Origin of the sequence: Rahnella sikkimica (assembly GCF_002951615.1) — a bacterium.
GTDB lineage: Bacteria > Pseudomonadota > Gammaproteobacteria > Enterobacterales > Enterobacteriaceae > Rahnella > Rahnella sikkimica.
Genome location: NZ_CP019063.1, coordinates 235,658 through 255,987 on the forward strand (window position 1 = coordinate 235,658; position 20,330 = coordinate 255,987).

Here is a 20,330-nt window from a genome sequence, read left to right on the forward strand (position 1 = left end):
CACGTTAACCGGAGAATGCAGCAGAAAAATAATCCGCTGATTTTGTGTTTTGGCTTGCCTGAAATTCTACACGGCAGGTATATTCTGACTAGGTAATGAATCCTTAATAGGCTTATAAGCCCTGCTTATAAATAGTATGACCAAGAGGCGGAATGTTCGATGAAACGTAATCTTAATGACCTGATGGCATTTGTGACCGTGGCCCGCGAAGGCAGTTTCACCCGTGCGGCGGCGCAACTGGGTATCACGCAGCCGGCATTAAGCCAGACCATTACAGCGCTGGAAAATCGTATGGATATCCGCTTACTGACGCGCACCACGCGAAACGTGTCGCCGACGGCGGCGGGCGAGCGTTTATTGCTGGCAATTGGCAGCCGTTTTGATGAAATTGAGGCGGAGCTGGACATGCTGACGGAAATGCGCGAAAAACCTGCCGGGACGGTGCGCATCACCTGTGGCCCGAATATTCTCAGCGCGCTTTTGTTGCCGAAACTCGCACCGGTATTGCGAAAATACCCGGATGTCCGGCTGGAGTTTGATGCCAACCACGGGTTCCGCAATATCGTCGCTGACCGGTTTGATGCGGGCGTGCGTCTGGGCGATACGATTGATAAAGACATGATCGCCATGCCGATTACCGGGCCACTGCGTATGGCCGCCGTCGCCTCACCCGAGTATTTCGACCAGCATCCCAGGCCCGAAACGCCCCACGATTTGCTGCATCACAACTGCATGAATATGCGTCAGGCCACATCCGGCGGGCTTTACGTGTGGGAATTCGATAATGACGACGGGCCGGTCAACGTGCGGGTGAACGGACAACTGACGTTTAATACTTCCGCGCACATGGTGGAAGCCGCGCTGACCGGGCTGGGGATCGCCTTTTTGCCGGAGGAAGAATTCGAACCGCATATTGATGAAGGGCGTCTGATCCGCGTTCTGGAGACCTGGTGTTTACCGTTTCAGGGCTATTACCTTTACTACCCGAGCCGGAAACAGCATTCCCCGGCGTTTTCACTGGTGATGGACGCGCTGAAACTGGGCGGCTGATCATGAAGAAAAGGTGGCCGAACACGCGGTCACCTTTCCCGTTAAAAGACACTGCACGCGATGATTAAACGCGTCACTGCACCTGGTCGTTTGCCACCAGCTTATTCATGTTTTCCAGAAGATTTGTCATCATTCCGAAGGCCATGTTGACACTGTTAATGCTGTAAAAAAGGACAATGTCATTTCGCATCAGATAGTGTTCGAAGGAGGGTTCGGCCAATATCTTTTGCGCTTCCTGACTGCGCTGACTGAAATGCCGGCAATTATTGAGATACAGATCCAGCGAGTGATATTCCCCCACCGCCAGCTGATTCACCAGCGCAATCATTTGCTCAAAAATGTCGATCAGAGCCTTATGTTTTATCAGATGCTCAGCCGGTTCTTGCGTAAGGTCCATCGGGATCCTCCCTCGTTAATGGCGGGTTCGCTTTGGGTCTGCCCGTTTTTACGCGGCATTAAAAGCTTTCCCAGTTCGGGCCATCAGTGACAGATTTCAATGCTTTCGTTTCACCGTTCAGGCGTGGGATCTGCGCCTGCGGGGACTGCGCCGGAGAACGCGGCGCGGAGCCTTTGACTCTGAATTCACCCACCAGCTGCGCCAGACTGTTGGCCTGTTCCTGTAAAGATCGCGAAGCCGCGGAGGCTTCTTCAACCAGCGCGGCGTTTTGCTGCGTCACGTCATCCATCTGGTTAACGGCCTGATGCACCTGTGAAATCCCCTGGCTTTGCTCGAGCGCGGCGGCCGCAATTTCGTTCACCAAATCCGTAACCTGCCGGATGGTAGTGCTCATATTGTTCATGTTTTCCCCGACATCCCCCGCCTGATCGGCACCCGCTTCTATCTGATTATAGGAAATATCGAGCAGTTCTTTTATTTCCCGCGCCGCAAGGGTGGAACGCTGCGAAAGATTTCGGACTTCTCCCGCCACGACGGCGAATCCCTTGCCGTGTTCCCCGGCGCGTGCAGCTTCAACGGCGGCGTTCAAGGCCAGAATGTTGGTCTGGAAAGCAATGCCTTCGATCAGGGTGATAATTTCGGTCACCTTGCGCGAACTACTGCGGATATCCCCCATCGTTCCGAGCATTTTCTCCAGTGATGACGCGCTCTTTTCCGACAGCGTACTCATGTTTCCGGCCAGCTGGCTGGCCTGACGGGTGTTATCTGCGGTCTGGCGCACCGTTTCACTGAGTTGCGTCATGCTGGCAGCGGTTTCTTCAAGGGAAGCGGCCTGTTGCTCGGTGCGGGAAGAGAGATCTTCATTGCCCGCCGCGATTTGTGCCGACGCACTGCTGACAGACTGCGACGCGGCACCCACGGACAACAAGGCGGCAGAAACGCGTTGCATGAGATGGTTAAAGGCCTGCGCCATAGTGCCGATTTCATCGAGACGGCGGGTATCCGCGCTGACGGTCAGATCGAGATTATCACTGGCATTCTTCATGATATCGCCGATGGCGAGCAGGCTTTTGCGCACCCGTAAAATCGTCGTCAGCGCCAGCAAACCGAGCAGTAAAATGGTCAGCGTCACGCCGATCCCCATGCCCCACAGGGTTTCCTGGAAAATAGTACCGTTAGTCGCCCGCAGCGCTTCGCCAATCTCAATATTCAGCGTCAGTTGTTTCTGATAGTTCGTGACCATCTGGCGGATCGCTTCCCCGATGCCCTTGTCCCCTTCGATAAGCCCCAGCGTGACATCATCTTCATGCGAGCGCGACGCGGCTAAAAACGCAGGCAGCTGTTCTTCAACTTTACGAATATTGTCAAACGCCACATGGGTCAGCCGCTCATCCTCATCACTCGAGATGTCGTGCTCAAGGTAGTTTTTTGTCTGAGATTTAAGGGTTTCAATCTGCTGCTGAATAAGCGCCTCAACCGGCGGCATTTTGGTGTTGTCCGTCTGGCTCTGATGTTTGTAGAGCGTCAGCGAGAGTTGATTACTCTGTTCGATAAGTTTGCTGAGGTCTTTTATTGATGGGATGGCGTTGTCCTGAACATATTCAAACCGGGACTGAAAACCCGAAATGAGCATGATGGCGGCAATGCCCAGCGCAATGAGCGCTGCCGAAAGCAGTGTAAACGTAAGCAAAAGACGTTGGGTTATGTTCATTTTATCTCCCTGAATTGTAAGTCCTGCTCAACTAAAAATGAGGCAGGGGGTAAAAGGAGAATATCGGCAAGCCTTACCCAAACATTAATTAAAACGATCTAATTCAATAATTTACGTTAAATCAACTGAGGTTAAATTTTCAAAATGACGTAACTCATCAAGAAAATCTGCTCATTTAACCCTTTCTGAAATTAATCATTCATCTGCAAAAAATTGCGGGTTCTCACCGGACTCAGGCTGACGTGTTGTTCGTCAGGATCCGGCATCGCTTTACAGGATTGGGTTAGATTACGATCGCAGGAGACGCTTCGATTTCGTTCTAAAGAAAAAGCGCAAAATCCGGTCTGAAGGAAAGACTGAAAGATCCATAAGAAAAGTAAATGTATTGTTAAACAAATGAGTCTGGATGTAATGCCAGACTCATTGACAGAAAATTGAACGTTTTATGGAGGAATAAACGAAGGCAAAACCGCTCACTCGTCCTGATCGGTAATGCGCGTCAGATGGATGACCAGGTACAGCAGTTCATCATTGGACATCTCCATTTCCAGCAGGTTTTTGATGTAATCGCGGATGAGCAAGGCGCAGCGGTAAACGTGCGGATACTCCCGGATCACCTGCGAAAAAATGAAGTCATCTTTTGACACCACCTGCTGTTTTTCTACCATCCGCTGGATGAAGAACTGCATGTGAACCAGAAAACGCGCGTAGTTCAGGGATTCCGTATTGATGGTGATGCGAAAGTGATACTGGATGATATTGAAAATATCCTTCAGCATTTTCACCGCCAGCAGCGTGTGTTCCATGTTCTGCACATCGGTCTGACCGTTAACCAGATGAAACGCAATATTGCCCGCTTCTTCTTCAGGAAGCTGGATCTGCAAACGCTGGTTGATGTACGCCAGAGCCTGCACCGCCACGGCGAATTCCTGCGGATAAAAGCGTTTCACTTCGAACAGCAGCCGGTTCTGAATGCTGATGCCTTTGTGATAACGCTCAATCGCAAAACTGATGTGATCGACCAGCGTGAAAAAAATCTGCTCGTTGATCCGCCCTTTCAGCCCGGCACTGGCCAGGCTGAGGATCATCTGCACAATCTCAAGATGCACTTCCGGCGTGTCTTCGATCAGCCGCAGGTATTCACGGCCTTTCTGGTTATTTTGTACGGCATAGATTTTCTCAATGCTGGCCGGGTCGAGAACGTCACCCAGTTTGCTGCCAAAGCCAATACCTTTGCCCATGACGATAACTTCGTGGTTATCGTCATCCGTTGATAGCACCAGGCTATTATTGAGGACTTTAATGACCTTCATCTTCTCAGCCATACACCTTTTCTATGCGCGCTGTTCGCCGTTTGACGCGATTACGCGCTGATACCAGCCGAAGCTGTTCTTTTTGATCCGCCGCAGATCCAGCAGGTCTTTTTCACCCCGGTTGACGTAGATAAACCCGTAGCGTTTGGCATATCCCTGATGCGTGCTGACCACATCGATGGCCGCCCACGGGCAGTATCCTATCAGCTCGACACCGTCGTTGATCGCCATCTGCATCTGCTCAACGTGCTGGCGCATAAATTCAATGCGGTAATCATCATTAACTGTTCCATCGGGCTGCAATGTATCAGGCGCGCCAATACCATTCTCCGTGATCAATATTGGCAGGTGATAACGCTCACAAGTTTTACGCAACGTCAGGCGCAACCCGACCGGATCAATCACCCAGCCATACTGCGTTTTATCCACGAACGGATTTTCTGCCGCGCGATAGACGCCCGGTTCACCCAGCATGATTTGCTGATCGCCCGCCCGTGCGCTGACATCCGACGCGTCGCCCCGGCTGGCGGCAATGGTCGCTGTTGAATAATAGTTGATCGCCACGTAATCCGGTTTGCCCTGCAATAAAAGCGCCGCATCTTCCGCCGCCATCACCGGTGCCAGCCCGCGATCTTCCAGATACCGCCATGCCAGCGCGTTATACCGGCCATGCACCGCAACATCCAGAAAACTCCAGCACCGCAGCGTTTCCCAGTTGTGGGCGGCGATGGCATCCAGCGGATGACAGGTTTCCTGATACATCGACGTTGTGTTAATCGCCGGACCAATCTTTCCGGCCGGACAACGCTGGTGACACAACGCCATGACCCGCGCCTGCGCCACCATCATGTGGTGGTTTTGCTGATACAGCACTTGCTTCGACGGTAACTCGCCGCCCTCGGGCATACCGACCGCCCCCGGATGCAAGATCAGCGTGTTTTGCTCATTAATGGTCAGCCAGTATTTGATTTTGCTGCCAAAAGCCGTAAACAGCACACCGGCATATTCCACAAAGGCATCGATGGTTGCCCGGTTCGACCAGCCGCCCTGCTGCTCCAGAATATACGGCAGATCAAAATGATAGAGCGTCACCACCGGTTCAATGCCGTGATGAAGTAGCTCGTCGATCAGTTGCTGGTAAAACGCCAGCCCGGCCTGATTCACCTCGCCGGTGCCATGCGGCAGGATACGCGTCCAGGCCACGGAGAACCGGTAGGCTTTCAGCCCCAGTTCGGCGAACAGCGCCACATCTTCCCGAAAACGATGATAGTGATCGCTGGCAACGGTGAAATCCGCGGCTTCTTCGGGATGCACCAGCATGTCAACGACTGACGGACTTTTACCGTCTTCATTCCATGCCCCTTCGACCTGATAGGCCGACGTTGATGCGCCCCACAGAAAATCTTTCGGAAAGCCTTTCAGCGTCTGAAAAATCATACGTTCTCCTTAGCGGCATTCAATGTGATGACCGGCTCACCAAAATTGACCGTACCCGCCTGACGGCATTCCAGTTGCGGATATTCTTCGCTGTTGACCACCAGCACCGGCGTGATGATTTCGTAACCGAGCGCGGTGATCGCGGCGATATCAAAACGCACCAGCTCATCGCCCGCCTTCACCCGATCGCCAATCTTAAGCGCGGAGGTAAAATGCTTTCCGCCCAGATTGACGGTATCAATACCGATGTGCATCAGGATTTCCACGCCATTGTCACCGCGAATGCCCACGGCATGGCGTGAAGGCAGGAACGTCACCACTTCGCCATCAACCGGGGCGCGCAACAAACCTTCATGCGGAATAATCGCGATGCCTTTGCCTAACAATCCCTGAGAAAAGACGTCATCGCTTACCTGATCCAGCGCCACTAACTCACCGGCCAGCGGGCTGACGATTTCCTGCGGCAAACCGGCAACCGGCGCAGCATCCTCCGCTTCCTCAACGTCTTCAACCGGATCTTCAAACCCTAAAATCCAGGTCAGGGCAAACGTGACCACAATCGCAATCGCACAAGTCACCAGCGCATGGACGATGTTCATCGGATTTTCGCCGATAAACGCCGGTAACGCCGCCAGCCCCGGCGAAACGAACGCGTAACGCACCAGCCCGCTCAGCCCGGCGTAGATGCCAGCGCATCCGCCGCCGATCATGGCCGCAATCAGCGGACGGCGAAGTTTCAGCGTCACGCCATACAGCGAAGGCTCCGTGATCCCCAGCAGCGCGGTAAAACCCGCCGACGACGCCAGCTGACGTAAATTTTTATTTTTCGTGCGGAATGCCACGCACAATGTCGCCGCACCCTGCGCAATGTTGGAAGCCAGCATTCCCGGCCCGTTAATCATTTCAAAACCATTCTTACTGAGCTGTCCTGTCGCAATCGGCGTCATCGCCCACGCAGTGCCGGTGATCACCAGGAATGGCTGCAATCCGCCCATTAACATCGGGATCAGCCAGCTGGCTTTATGGTCAACAATCGCCGCGCCGCTGGCGACAACGTCATTGAGGAAAATCCCGAAAGGCCCGACGACAACCAGCGCCAGCGGTGCCGTCACCAGTAAGATGATCATCGGTTTGGTGAAGAATTTAATCATCGTCGGCGAGACTTTCTCGGCAAAGCGCTCGACATACGACATCAGCCAGACCGTGAAGATAATCGGCAGCACCGAACCGGCGTAATCGGCCAGCCGTACCGGAATACCGATGAAATCAATCGCGGTGCCCGCCGCCATCATCTGCGCCAGATTCGGGTGCAGCAGCGCCCCGGCGATGGTCATCGCCAGAATCGGGTTACATTCAAATTTGATGGACGCGCCGTAGGCCAGCAGCACCGGCAGGAAGAAAAACGCCGCGTCAGAAATGGTATCCAGCAGATGGTACGTCGGGCTGGCTGCGCTCATCACACCGGTCAGTTTCAGAATCGCCAGCAGCGCTTTGATCATCCCCGCGCCGGTAATGGCCGGGATAACCGGCGTAAAGGTGGTGGAAATCACGCTGATGATTTGCGAAATAATCCCGCCTTTGGCTTTCTGCTTTTGCTGCCCGGCCGGTCGTCCGCCAGGTGCGCCAATCTCTTTTTGTATAGCGCGGAATGTCTGCTGCACATTATTGCCGACCACGATCTGAAATTGCCCACCGCGCTCCACGACGCTGATGACGCCCGGCAACGCTTCGATGGCTTTCGCATTCACTTTCGCGTCATCGTTAAATTCCAACCGTAAACGGGTGGCGCAGTGCGTCAGTTTGCTGACGTTCTGTTTGCCCCCGGTATGCGCCAAAATTTCAATACCTAATTGTTTGTAATCCATTGGTTTTCCCCGGTGAAAAATAGCAAAAAAAAAGACCAAAATGAAAATGCACCTCCCCTGAAGAGAAGTGCATTCTTATTTTGGTCTTGCCTGCCTGAGCAGTAACACGCCTCAATAAAAATGCGTCGCAACCGGTCGTAACCCGTTGCCAGCGGAGTATCGCCACAGGCCGGTGCCTGCGGCAAGCGCGGAAAATCCATTTTGGGAGAGACATCACGAATTTTTCAGCCATTACCGGGGGGATTTCTTACATCACTCTTTGATGTCTAGTTTTGGACGTTCCCTCTCCTTGCCTCCGGTCACGTTTGTTTGAATAATGCGCACCGATATAAAATAAACACATAATCCTTTGGGTTATTAATAAAGAATGGATGCTACCGAAATGACGTCACTTATTACTGCTGATTCAAGCCCTGCCCCGCTCCCCATGGAGAAACCGTTATTAATACTGGAAGAGCTTATTTCTCTTTTTCTCCCTTATGCAGAACCTCTGCAAGAAAAAAGAAGAGGCAACGGTAATCTGCACTTACACGAAAATAACTCTCTGGCAGTTGCGCTGGTCACTGAAGGGGAAGTCAACGTATACCACCGTTCAGATATGATGTTGCTTGCCACCGCGCGGGCACCTTTTATTCTTGGTTTTCAGGGTTCACTGTTTCAGTACAAGCTTTTTAAATTCGAACCTGCAAAGGGTTCAAAAATAAGTCTTCTCCCCCGTGAAAAAGCCCTGAAACTCGCCATTAAACATCACGTTTTCCCGCATGTTTTGACCTATCAAACGTACCTCAGCGATTATCAGGCGAACCGCAATAACCTGCTGATTAACAGAACGTCACTGCATATTGTTTGCGGCTTACTCGAAGAACTTGGCACGCTCCCCCCCGAAGAACGCCTCAGCATCGGTGTTTCAAACTATATTCTTGCCCGCAGTAATCTGGCACGCAGCGGCATAATGCGGATCATCGCCACCCTGCGTGAAGAGGGATTTATCACCGTGGAAAATGGAAAATTGATTCAATTGGTTAAACCGCTTCCCGAGAATATACCGGCCAAATATCATAAAAGTCATGGCAGCTAAGCTTGCGTAATATGTTAAATAATCTAGCGAATCACTTCAATTAATTGTTATTTACATAACAACCACCAATATAAATATAAATTTCATTTCCAACACCTATTTAAATATTTCCCAATTGTGTCCAAAAGTGGACGAGAAAAACAAATACAAAATAGATATCCTGTCGCCATCTAATCCCAACAAGAACGGGATTTAATTTCAACGCCAGCGCCCTTCCATTTATCACTTTTGAAATGATGATAGGAAAGATGCGCAATACATTCAACAAGGAAGGATTTCAGGAATGAAAAAAAACACACCCTACACCTGTCACACCAAGAAACTGATGCTGGCTTCTTTAATATCCGTGGCAGTAACTAATCATGTGCAGGCGCAAGATTTAGATTACAGCAATCAAACCTATCCTGATATGACCACAACATCAGTATCCGGCGATCTTAATTTTACTGCTGATAATAGCCAGTTTATAAGGGGGCTTAGTGTCACTGCATCAGATAATCTGGTTGCCGAATTGAATGGTACGACTGTCAGTGATGAAGCAGGATACAATAATGCCAGGATCAATCTAGCCGCAACGAATGGTGACCTTACACTCACCCTTAACAACTATGATGTTTTGCCTGCAAATAAGAATCCCGGGGTTGGGTTGCGTATTGATGCATACAACGGTGATGTTAATGTTGATATGAGTAATAACCAAAACCCACGGGGTTTTAATATCTATGGCGGCAATGCGACCATAAAAGTCACAGATACACTACTGGGTGCCACCGGTCAAATTTATCCTACAGGGACTATCACTGAAGTCGGCGCAATGTTTACTGGCGGAAAGGCTGAACTGGATATCTCTAATAGCCAGGTTTTGGGTAACGTTCTTGTTAGTATATATAATACTGGCGGCAGCACGATTCTTAACCTCAATGAAGATACTGTCATGAATGGTAATGCCACCATGACGGGGGGAATAACTCCGTAAATATAGACGGAGCAACTTTGTCAGGAAATATTTCCCTCGGTTCTTACCAGGAAAAAGCTGGCGACACAGTAAACTCCACGGTAAATATCGCCAACACAGTTTATCGTGGGAATATCACCTCGACAAACAGTAAAGCCGACGATTCTTTAACACTGAATATAAACAGCGGCGGGATTATCGGCGGTGAAGCCGTTGATACTTCTCAGCGAATTACCGGTTTTAACCGCGTCAGCACCAATATTAATTACGTGGACTCTTCACTGCTGAATACCGGAAAAGCGTCTTATTTCTTCTTCAATGAAGGCGAAGACGTTTTTATTGCCAATAAAGTCGGCACAAATTCTGTTCTGGATACGGTGCGCACCGGTTCTTACATCAATGACATGATTAATTATCAGATCACTGATGAAAGCGCCAAACAAGGGCTGGCGGATAAAGGCTATTACAGCATTGTATTTAGCGCCGATCCGATCCCGCCTGCGCCACCGGAACCAACACCGCCAGAGCCAACACCTCCGGCACCAACACCACCAGAGCCGACACCTCCGGCACCCAAACCTGAGCCAAGGATTGCTGCTGATTTACAGGCCGCTCAGGCAGGTCTGTTAGCCAGTGACGATATGATCCACCGCATCGCCAACAGCATTACTCAGCATCTGGACGCCCGCCATATGGGCGAAAACGGCGCGCAAACGGCTGACAGTAATGTCTGGATCGACGGTATTTATTCCGGCGGCGACCGCACGGCGGGAACCACGGAATACAGCAACGATATCACCGGCTTCCAGCTGGGCGGCGGTACTGCATGGACGTTATCTAACGGTGATGCCGTTTCCATTGGTGCCGGTCTGGGTTATCTGCACAACGATCTGGATGTGACCAGCAGCGACGGCAGCAATGACATCGACGGGAATTACTACAGCCTTTACGCCAGCTGGACACAGCATCAGGACGAAGGCCAGAACTGGCACCTGTTTGCCGATACCACCGCGACTTACGGCGACATGAGCTATTCCGCATCTGGCAAAGACGGCACGCTCAATGCGGGGGGCGATTACGACGGTAACTCGTGGTTATGGCAGGCGCGCGTTGGTGCGCAGGTGAATCTGGCCGACGACTGGTGGGTTCAGCCTTATACCGTTCTCGGTTACAGCCAGACCAAAACCGATGCGTATAACGACGGTTACAGCCAGGTGGCAGACGGCAAATTCAGCGCCGGTTTTGCCGGTGCAGGTGTTAAAGCGGGTAAATCCATCCAGCTTAAAGGTGGCCAGGTATTGCGTCCTTACATTGAAACGGCTTACGTCGGGCGTTTCTCCGAAGACACGAAGTTCAATACGTCAGATTACAACTTCGGCGGCCAGAATCTGAACGGCGGCAGTGTTGGCGCAGGGCTGAATGCACAACTGAGCAAAAACTGGAGTACCACGGCTAAAGTGAATACCCTGATTGCCAGTGACGTGAGTAATGAAGTGCACGCGTATGTGGGTGCGGAATTTAAGTTCTGATATTCATTTCATGATGTAACATTCAAAACTGTAAGGCCGCGAAAGCGGCCTTTTTTATTTATTGCTTCAAACATGGAAATATAAACCTCATCAATACATTGTCATTATTCAATACCCACCACATATTTAACCGCTTTTTATTATGTCCAAAAATGGACGAGAAATGAAAAACAAAAATCGATATTCTTGCGTCATGAAATCCCTGAGGAATGAGGGATTTAATTTCGGCGCCAATACCGCTTCGACCTGAAAATAAAGGCGAAAACGTGCGCAATTCCATTTCTGTTATTAATCGAACTTAATCCATCACGATTCAAAGGATGGAGGATATCTTCGTGAAGGAAAATTTTACGCAATGAAGAAAAGAATACGTTATTCATGTCATACGAAAAGAGTCGTTCTGGCGTCTTTAATCTCTCTGGCTATCGCAAATGGCGCTCATGCTGATATATCGTCCTTGAATTATGGCAACGAAACGGTCAACGATGCGGTTAATTTCTCTGGCCCCGATAACCTGCAACTCAGCGCGGATGACACCACGTTCAATAACACCCTCAATGTGACGTCAACCGGTGCAAATGCCGACGTTAGCCTGACCAATACCCACATCAACGACAGTACGAAATCCGCCTCATCCTCCCTTAATGTTCAGGCCAATGGAGACAGCGGCACGGCAACATTCAATGCTGACAATTTGCAATTTCAGGGAAGAAGCGTTTCAGTCAACGGCTATACGACTGACGTGACAATTGCCGACAGCGATTTTGAAACAGAAAGTGGCTTCAATTCTCTGGCAATTGGGCAACAAGGTGATGGCCCCGGACTGGTGAGCCTGACCGGTTCGCATTTCAGCAATCAGGTTTCAGTTAACGCGGATGCAAATCTGTCGTTGTACGCCGATAACAACCAGTTTGATGGCGGTTTATCTGATGTCCAGAATGGCGATTATGATACCGAAATTAAAAACAGCACCTTTAAAGACAAGATTGATATTCAGTCACTTTATGGCTCAGCCACAGTGTCGCTCGACAATATTGACTCCATTACCCCGGATAAATCCTCATCTGTGCAAGTTTCCACAGCAACAGACAGTACGCTTACTATCAGCAATTCCCGGCTTTCGAATGCCGCTCAGATGTACATTTCTAATACCGGTATCGGTGCAACCGCAAATATAAATATTGCCGACAGCCAGATCGGTACCCCGGACGGGAATGACCAACAGTTTATGGTTTTAGCGACCGCATTTTCATCCCAAATTGGTGCAACCGGCGCGGCACAACTTTATATCGCTAACAGCCAGATTAACGGGGCTGTCGGCGCGATGAACATGAATAAAGGCAGCGCCGAAATAAACCTGACGAACGGTACCGTGGTCAATGGCAACGCCGACCTGATGGGTTCCACAATGTTGCTCAATATTGAGGGTGCCCAACTGAACGGCAACATCAATGTCGACAGCGCCGGAGATACTGCCAGTGACGTAACGAATACCACCGTGAATATTTCTAACGCCACGTATCGCGGGAATATCACCTCTCTCGATAATGCGGCTGATGATTCGTTAACGCTGAACGTGAACGGCGGTGGTGTGATTGGCGGCGAAAACCTCGATAACTCCCAGCGTATTACCGGTTTTAACCAGGTCAATGCCCATATTAATTATGTCGACCCGACGCTGGTCAATACCGGCAAATCGTCTTATTTCTTCTTCAACGAAGGCGAAGACGTCACGATTGCCAACAAGGTCGGCGCGAATTCCGTGCTGGATTCCGTGCGCAGCGGCTCTTACGTGCTGGATCATATTAATTATCAGGTGACCGATGAAAGCAGCAAACAAGGGCTGACGGACAAAGGCTATTACAGCATCGCGTTCAGCACAGACACGATCCCGGATCCGAGCCCAACGCCTGACCCAGCGCCAAATCCGACACCGGATCCCACCTCAGATCCCACACCAGTTCCAACACCAGAACCCGCTCCGTCACCTAAACCTGCCGAAACCGTCGCCGCTGATTTACAGGCCGCGCAGGCCGGTCTGTTAGCCAGCGACGATATGATTCATCTGATGGCCAACAGCATTACTCAGCATCTGGATGCCCGCCATATGGGCGAAAACGGCCAGCCAAAAGCTGACAGCAATGTCTGGATGGACGGTATGTATTCCGGCGGTGACCGCACGGCGGGCGCAACCCAATACAGTAACGATATTTCCGGGTTCCAGTTGGGTGGCGATACGTCACTGGCGCTGTCCAACGGTGACCTGCTGACGGTGGGTGTCGGTCTGGGTTATCTGCACAACGATCTGGATCTGACCAGCAGCAACGGCAGCAACGACATCGACGGCAATTACTACAGCCTTTACGCCAGCTGGACACAGCATCAGGCCGAAGGCCAGAACTGGCATCTGTTTGCTGATACCACTGCGACTTACGGCGACATGACCTATTCCGCGTCCGGCAAAGACGGCACGTTGAACGCAGGTGGCGATTACGACGGTAACTCGTGGTTATGGCAGGCGCGCGTGGGTGCGCAGGTGAATCTGGCCGATGACTGGTGGGTGCAGCCATATACCGTTTTAGGCTACAGCCAGACCAAAACCGATGCGTATAACGACGGCTACAGCCAGATTTCCAGCGGTAAATACAGCGGTGGTTTTGCCGGTGCAGGTGTGAAAGCGGGTAAAACCATCCAGCTTAAAGGCGGCCAGGTATTGCGTCCTTACATTGAAACGGCTTACGTCGGGCGTTTCTCTGAGGACACAAAGTTCGATACGTCAGATTATAACTTCGGCGGGCAGAACCTGAACGGTGGAAACATCGGCGTCGGGCTGAACGCGACGCTCACTAAAAACTGGAGTACCACGGCCAAAGTGAATACCCTTATTGCCAGTGACGTGAGCAATGAAGTTCATGCGTATCTGGGCGCTGAGTACAAGTTTTAGTTAGCGAAACTTTAAATCATGCTCGCGTTCCGCAAAAGCCCCGGTCCTCTCAACAGCCGGGGCTTTTCCTTTTCCAAACTTTCTTCCAGCCTTCTGCCTTTATTAACAGCTTTCAGTGATGAATTTTCCTCATAAGTTCATCCCATATTCCTGCATTAATCTTGTGAAACCTCACGGGTATGATTGTTCTTCAACTCAGCCCACAAGGTCTATGACATGGACAATTCATCCTCTGCTCACATCACACCTGCGGTTAAAGCAGGTTCCCCGGCATTAGCGCTCTACGAGGAAAACATCCTCTCGGGCGATCTCTGGAAACGGCCGGAACTCTCACCACGCGACAGAAGCATCATCACCCTTGCCGTGCTGATTTCCCGGAATCATCTTTCAGAACAGCGCAGCCAGTTTCATCTGGCGCTGAACAACGGCGTAAAAGCGGAAGAAATCTCAGAGATTATTGCGCATCTGGCGTTTTACTCAGGCTGGGGCAATGCCAAAGCCGCGGCCGTTTTGGCGGCAGAAGTGTTTGCAGAAAAAGGGATTAATGCTGCCCGTTTGCCCGGCGCTGAAATTACGCCCCTGCCTCTGGATGAAAAAGCCGAAGCGCAACGCGCCACTCACGTCAGCGGGCTTTTCGCCACGGTGTCTCCGGGCGTGGTGAAATTTACCACCGACGCGGTTTTCAACGATCTCTGGCTGCGGCCCGATCTCGCCCCCCGCGACCGCAGTCTTGTCACCGTCAGCGCGTTAGTCGCCAACGGTCAGGTTGCGCAGATTACCTTTCATCTGAGTAAAGCGATGGATAACGGGCTGACACAGGAACAGGCCGGTGAAGCATTAACCCAGTTAGCCTTCTATGCGGGCTGGCCGAATGTGTTCTCCGCCTTACCGATTTTTAAACAAATATTTGAATCGCGTCAGTCTTAACTTTCACAGGATTTTTTATGAAGACTTTATTTGAAAATCAGGTTGCCCTGGTGACCGGTGCCGCTTCGGGCATGGGGCTGGCTGCGGCAAAAGCTTTTGCACAGGCGGGCGCAAGCGTGGCGCTGGCCGATGTTAACGGTGATGCCGTCACCGCCGCCGCGCAGGAACTGGCAGACGCAGGCTTTAAAGTAGTGGGGATTCGTTGCAACGTCGCGGATATCAATGAAGTGAAAAGCATGGTGGAACAGACCGTCGCCGCCTTTGGACGTCTGGATTTTGCGTTTAATAATGCTGGCGTGCAAAGCCCGGTCGCGGAAACCGCAGATGCCGATCCCAGGGATTATGATTTTGTCATGGACGTCAATTTACGCGGCATCTGGAACTGCATGAAGTATGAGCTGATTGAAATGCGTAAACAGGGCAGCGGCGCGATCGTTAACAATTCGTCGCTGGGCGGTTTAGTCGGTATTGCAGAACGGGGCATTTATCACGCCTCAAAACACGGCGTCGTGGGTTTAACCAAAAGCGCAGGGCTGGAATATGCGCACAAAGGTATCCGGATCAATGCGGTTTGCCCCGGCATTATCGAAACGCCGATGGTGTCCGGGATGCTGGAATCGCAGCCTGAAGCCATGGCTGAACTGATGAAAGAAGTGCCTATGCGCCGGTTAGGCCGCGCGGAAGAAATCGCCGACGCCGTACTCTGGCTGTGCAGCCCGGCGTCCAGTTTCATTGTCGGCCATGCCCTGCCGGTTGATGGCGGATATACGGTTCGTTAATCCGAATAAAAAAATCAGGCGTGCTGCCCCGGTCATTGGGACGCACGCCTGGATTTAAGTGCTTAACCTTATCGTAATATTACTTTCGCTGCGGCAGTGACCAGTCCATGTACGAGGCTTGCAGCGGTTCGCGGCCAATCAGTGGCGGGTCATTGTCTGAGCGTGGCACCTCGCTCAGAACATATCCGAATAACCGGTTTCCAGCGTTTTTTACAGACTGCCGGGCGCGAATTGAAAACAGACGCTACACCTCGAAAAACTCGACTTTCCCGCCATCAAGGTGATACATGCTGCCCACAATTTTTATTTTCTTCTGGTCTTCCAGATTTTTTAAGACTGCGCTGTTTTTACGAATATCTTCAATCGTCAGGACGACATTTTCCCGCGCGACTGCATCGACAAAATCATAATTGTCACCTTTGCGCTCTCCGTTATATTTCGTTCTTTTAATCGCAGGCTTAATCTTATCCAGCAGCCCCGTCAGGTTTCCCAACTCGGCATTATCAATTGCGCCACGCACAGCGCCACAGCGTGTATGCCCCATCACCAGAACGATTTTTGCACCGGCAACGGCGCAGGCAAACTCCATGCTGCCCAGCATATCGCTGTTGCTAATATTGCCCGCAACGCGGGAATTAAAGGTTTCGCCGATCCCCGCATCAAGCACAATTTCTGCCGGGGCGCGTGAATCAATGCAACTGAGGATCACCGCTGCCGGATACTGCCCCGCAATACTGTTGCGTTTTTGCGCCAGATAATCATGCTTCGCCGGGCGATTTTCTCTAAAACGCAAATTGCCTTGTTTGAAATGTTCAATCACCGCATCCGGCGTCATAGCATCACGTTCTGTTTTACTGAGTGATGCGGCAAAAGAAATGGAAGGCATTGATAAAAGCCCCAGTCCGGTGACCGAAAGGGCTGAAACCGCCAGAGTTTGTTTCAAAATCGTCCGTCGTGAACATAGCGCTGATTGTTTATCTTCCATTCTGTACTCCCGATTGTTGAGGTAATTTTCACCGGGTCATGATACGCAGCAAAAAATAAATGAACGCAAAACACCGAAGAGAGATCGTAAATATCAGGATGATAGACACATATATTTTACAAAAAACCAATATTTATAAAAAGTTAATGACTTCTCAGAAATAAAGAAAGGCCTCCACCCCGGTGAAGGCCTTTTGTTTCAGACGATAACAGCAGCGGCAATTCAGGTACGAATTTGCGCCCACCACAGCCGCGCTTTCATTCCCCAGTAAGAGGTCCATCCGGTGGTTGTGGCAATGACCTGCCCTTTATCAATGATAATAAACGTCGGGGTGACGCCAATATCCCATTGTGCCGACAAATCGCCGCGTGCATCGTTAATCACCGCCATCTTAATGCCCTTTCCATGCAGATAACGCTCCAGCGTGGCGTTATCCCCCGAGCGCAATGCCACGGTCAGGACGTTCTCCCCTTCTTCTGCCAGCCGGGAAACTGAAGGCGTGGTCATTTTGCAGACACCGCACCACGTTGCCCAGAAGTAGACCAGCAGCGGGCGTTGCTGGCTTTGTTCGCCGGGCGTCACGGACTGATTGCTGAGGGTCTGCAACGGCTGGCTGCCAAAACCCGCCGGTGCCTGCGGCGCGCGCAGAAAATCCATTCCCAGCATCACCACCAAAATCAGCACGACGAGAATCGCCCCTTCGCGCATCCAGCGTTTAAGTCTGATCATGCTTTGCCTTCGCCAGTTGTTCCTTCACGACTTTCTGCAAATCCTCCCAGGAGATGGCCCCCGCAATCAGCTGATCGCCAATAATCGTCGCAGGGGTGCCCTGAATACCCAAGACTTCGGCGATTTCCACATTGGTTTTAAGTTCAAGGTAACTGGCAGGCGTCACGCGAATAGGTTCGAGTCCGGCATATTTCACCGCCTCGAGCGCACTGGCTTCATCATGCTGCCCTTTTTTAGACATCAGCCGCTGATGTACCACCAGAAACTTTTCCGGATGCTGCTCCCAGACCGTCATCGCCGCACGACCGGCAATAATGGAACTTGCCCCGCGAAAAGGCAGCAGTTTAATCACCACTCTGACATCAGGATTTTCTTTCGCGACCTTTTCCAGCATCGGGTCAAACTGCTTGCAGTAAGGACAGTTGTAATCGGTGAAGGACACAATGGTCAGCCGGGGATTTTTCGCGCCAAACCACGGCGAGGCCGGGTTATTAAACAGGGTGTCTTCCGGCGTCATCGCCAGAACCACCGGAGAAATCACCATCATCATAATCAGCATTAACGTTTTCATTATCGGGCTCCACGGGCATCTTTCAGCCCCTGTAATACGGCATCGCGCGTCAGCAACGGCGATAAGATTTCACCGGCAGGATTGTGCGGACCATAAATTTGATTAAACGGCACGGCGACGCTGCCGCGTTTTTGCAGGAAGTCATTGACCGGTTTTGACGGTAACGTCCAGTCACCGCGCAGGGCCACAACGTCGTTTTCCGTCAGTGCTTGCTGCACATCGTCGCGCATCAGTACGTTGTATTTGTTGGCTTTACAGGTCACACACCAGTCGGCGGTCACATCCACAAAGACCACTTTCTTTGCCGCCAGCGCGGTCTGAATCGCCTCTTCGGACAACGGTTGCCAGGCAATATCATCGCGAAGTGGCTTCCCGCCCGTGCCGGAAAACGGCGAGACAATGACGATGGCTGCGCCTGCCAGAAGCGCGCCCGCACCGGCGGTTAACGCACAATTGCGCAACCCGTAGCGCCGCAGGGATAAGGAAAACAGCATCACCAGCAAGATACCCGCCAGCACGACGACCGTCAGCGCAGAGAAATGGTTTTGCATCAGGCTGAGCAACCAGAGACAGGCCGACAGCATCAGCGCGCCGAGGAAAAGCCGCAGCCGTAACATCCAGCGCCCCGGCCGCGGCAGACACATCGCCAGCCCCGGCCACAGGGCAATCATCAGCCACGGCAGACTCATGCCGATGCCCAGCATCAGGAACAGTCCCCACAGAACCGGCAGCGGTGCGGCCAGCGCAAACGCCACCGCCGTGCCGAGAAACGGCGCGGAACAGGGCGTCGCCAGCAGCGTGGCAAAAGCGCCTTCAGCGAAGTGTCCGCGGAGACCGGAACGCCGATGCGTCGCCAGACGTGTCGTCATCTTTGAGGGCAGATTGATTTCAAACAGCCCCAGCAGATTGGCGGTAAACAGCGCCGTGACCAGTACCATCAGCCCAATAAACCACGGACTCTGAAACTGAATGCCCCAGCCCAGCGTCTGATCAGTGTAACGGAGCCCCGTCATCAGCAGCGCCAGTGCCAGAAACGAGGTAATGACCCCACCCGACGACGCCAGAAACTGCACGCGAATGCTTTTCCGGTTGCGCTGTTCCACCTGCAAAATACTGCCGAGTTTCATGCCCAGCACCGGCAGAACGCAGGGCATAAGATTGAGGATGAACCCCCCGGCCAGTGCCATCAGCGCCACTTGCCAGAGTGCGACAGCGCCCGGCGCTTCGGCTGGAAGCGGGTTCACTTTCAGGTGAATTTGCTGCGCCAGACCGTTGTCTGACAACACGATACTCAGCGTTTTGCCCGTGATATCCGCCGCCTTATCGCCCCATTCGTCCGTCACAGGCAGCGTGAACCGCGCCTGTTGCCCGTCCACTTTCACCACCGGTTTACCCAGAGAACTGCCTTCAAGCGTATCGGTAAAGACCTCCGGATTTTGCCAGCCCTGCTCGCGGTGAGCGGTGATCTGCAATACGCCGGGGCGATATCCCGCCGTGATGGTGTCCGCCAGACCTTCCGCAATCGGCACCTTGCCCATCGCGGCGGCGAACTGACGCGCAAAATCTGCGTTATCCCCGGACGAACCGAGATCCAGACTAAAAGGATAGTCAGTGAGAATGCACACGTTGCTGCACACCGGCAGTGTCAGCGTTCCGGCTATTGTGCCAGGCACTTCACCGCTGAGGGTAACGGGCAGCGTGACTTCATCGTGATAGCCCTGCGTGGTGATGCCCGCCACATCAAAACGTGCGGGCGTCGGCCAGTCCCATTTTGCCTGTTGCACAGTGACCGGTTTTTGCCAGTCGACCGACGGTGAAATGCCGCCCTCGCCCGGCGATCGCCAGTAGGTTTTCCAGCCCTTTTCGAGGCTGACAGAGAGCAGCAGCCGGGTTTCTTTTTCAGAAAGAGGGGCAGGCTGCGCCTGTAAGCGCACTTTCGCGTGGGAGTTTTGCGGGCTTTGCAGCCAGCCGGTGTCGGCAGCATATCCGGTATGCAGCCAGAGCATCAGTAAGCCGCCAGCGGCCGCCCTGAATAAATTTCGCATCGATTTTCTCCAAAA

General features: G+C 52.0%; 16 protein-coding genes. 7 read left to right on the forward strand and 9 right to left on the reverse strand.

Features of this window, described 5'->3' with window-relative positions:
- The first annotated feature begins 159 nt into the window (after positions 1 to 159).
- Positions 160 to 1,050: a LysR family transcriptional regulator gene (locus BV494_RS22485; RefSeq protein ID WP_104925029.1), complete on the forward strand. Its 891-nt coding sequence runs from the start codon at positions 160 to 162 to the stop codon at positions 1,048 to 1,050.
- A gap of 73 nt (positions 1,051 to 1,123) precedes the next feature.
- Here BV494_RS22485 and BV494_RS22490 read toward each other — a convergent pair whose 3' ends face one another.
- From BV494_RS22490 to BV494_RS22510, 5 genes are all read right to left on the reverse strand, one after another.
- Positions 1,124 to 1,447, reverse strand: coding sequence for a hypothetical protein (locus tag BV494_RS22490; protein WP_104925030.1), 324 nt, complete (start codon positions 1,445 to 1,447; stop codon positions 1,124 to 1,126).
- Positions 1,448 to 1,505: 58 nt separating this feature from the next.
- Positions 1,506 to 3,158: a methyl-accepting chemotaxis protein gene (locus tag BV494_RS22495; RefSeq protein WP_104925031.1), complete on the reverse strand. Its 1,653-nt coding sequence runs from the start codon at positions 3,156 to 3,158 to the stop codon at positions 1,506 to 1,508.
- Positions 3,159 to 3,631: 473 nt separating this feature from the next.
- Entirely contained in the window at positions 3,632 to 4,471 is an 840-nt protein-coding gene (gene licT, locus BV494_RS22500; RefSeq protein ID WP_104925032.1) for a BglG family transcription antiterminator LicT, read from the reverse strand.
- 21 nt (positions 4,472 to 4,492) lie between these two features.
- Entirely contained in the window at positions 4,493 to 5,908 is a 1,416-nt protein-coding gene (locus BV494_RS22505; protein WP_104925033.1) for a glycoside hydrolase family 1 protein, read from the reverse strand.
- Positions 5,905 to 7,773 (reverse strand): beta-glucoside-specific PTS transporter subunit IIABC, encoded by a 1,869-nt coding sequence (locus BV494_RS22510; protein WP_104925034.1) that lies wholly within the window; start codon positions 7,771 to 7,773, stop codon positions 5,905 to 5,907. The genes BV494_RS22505 and BV494_RS22510 overlap by 4 nt, the downstream gene beginning before the upstream one ends.
- A 382-nt stretch (positions 7,774 to 8,155) precedes the next feature.
- Here BV494_RS22510 and BV494_RS22515 point away from each other — a divergent pair, with 382 nt between their 5' ends.
- From BV494_RS22515 to BV494_RS22540, 6 genes are all read left to right on the forward strand, one after another.
- Positions 8,156 to 8,851 carry a helix-turn-helix domain-containing protein gene (locus BV494_RS22515; protein WP_192938210.1) on the forward strand — a complete coding sequence of 232 codons (696 nt, stop codon included), beginning with the start codon at positions 8,156 to 8,158 and terminating at the stop codon, positions 8,849 to 8,851.
- A gap of 283 nt (positions 8,852 to 9,134) precedes the next feature.
- A complete protein-coding gene (locus tag BV494_RS22520) occupies positions 9,135 to 9,827 on the forward strand; it encodes a hypothetical protein (RefSeq protein WP_104925036.1) in 693 nt (230 codons plus the stop codon).
- 17 nt (positions 9,828 to 9,844) lie between these two features.
- A complete protein-coding gene (locus BV494_RS22525) occupies positions 9,845 to 11,335 on the forward strand; it encodes an autotransporter outer membrane beta-barrel domain-containing protein (protein ID WP_104925037.1) in 1,491 nt (496 codons plus the stop codon).
- Between the two features lie 355 nt (positions 11,336 to 11,690).
- Positions 11,691 to 14,279 (forward strand): autotransporter outer membrane beta-barrel domain-containing protein, encoded by a 2,589-nt coding sequence (locus tag BV494_RS22530; protein ID WP_104925038.1) that lies wholly within the window; start codon positions 11,691 to 11,693, stop codon positions 14,277 to 14,279.
- Positions 14,280 to 14,495: 216 nt separating this feature from the next.
- On the forward strand, positions 14,496 to 15,206 hold the full coding sequence (locus tag BV494_RS22535; protein ID WP_104925039.1) for a carboxymuconolactone decarboxylase family protein: 711 nt from the start codon (positions 14,496 to 14,498) through the stop codon (positions 15,204 to 15,206).
- 17 nt (positions 15,207 to 15,223) lie between these two features.
- Positions 15,224 to 15,985: an SDR family oxidoreductase gene (locus tag BV494_RS22540; protein ID WP_104925040.1), complete on the forward strand. Its 762-nt coding sequence runs from the start codon at positions 15,224 to 15,226 to the stop codon at positions 15,983 to 15,985.
- Between the two features lie 244 nt (positions 15,986 to 16,229).
- Here the strand turns inward: BV494_RS22540 and BV494_RS22545 are convergent, their stop codons facing one another.
- From BV494_RS22545 to BV494_RS22560, 4 genes are all read right to left on the reverse strand, one after another.
- Positions 16,230 to 16,970 carry a carbonic anhydrase gene (locus BV494_RS22545; protein WP_104925041.1) on the reverse strand — a complete coding sequence of 247 codons (741 nt, stop codon included), beginning with the start codon at positions 16,968 to 16,970 and terminating at the stop codon, positions 16,230 to 16,232.
- A gap of 222 nt (positions 16,971 to 17,192) precedes the next feature.
- Positions 17,193 to 17,699: a protein disulfide oxidoreductase gene (locus BV494_RS22550; protein ID WP_104925042.1), complete on the reverse strand. Its 507-nt coding sequence runs from the start codon at positions 17,697 to 17,699 to the stop codon at positions 17,193 to 17,195.
- The gene (locus BV494_RS22555; protein WP_104925043.1) at positions 17,686 to 18,270 is read right to left on the reverse strand and encodes a DsbA family protein; all 585 of its coding nucleotides are present in this window, start codon (positions 18,268 to 18,270) and stop codon (positions 17,686 to 17,688) included. Before BV494_RS22555 ends, BV494_RS22550 begins: the two co-directional genes overlap by 14 nt.
- Positions 18,270 to 20,315 (reverse strand): protein-disulfide reductase DsbD family protein, encoded by a 2,046-nt coding sequence (locus BV494_RS22560; RefSeq protein WP_104925044.1) that lies wholly within the window; start codon positions 20,313 to 20,315, stop codon positions 18,270 to 18,272. The genes BV494_RS22555 and BV494_RS22560 overlap by 1 nt, the downstream gene beginning before the upstream one ends.
- Positions 20,316 to 20,330: the final 15 nt, after the last annotated feature.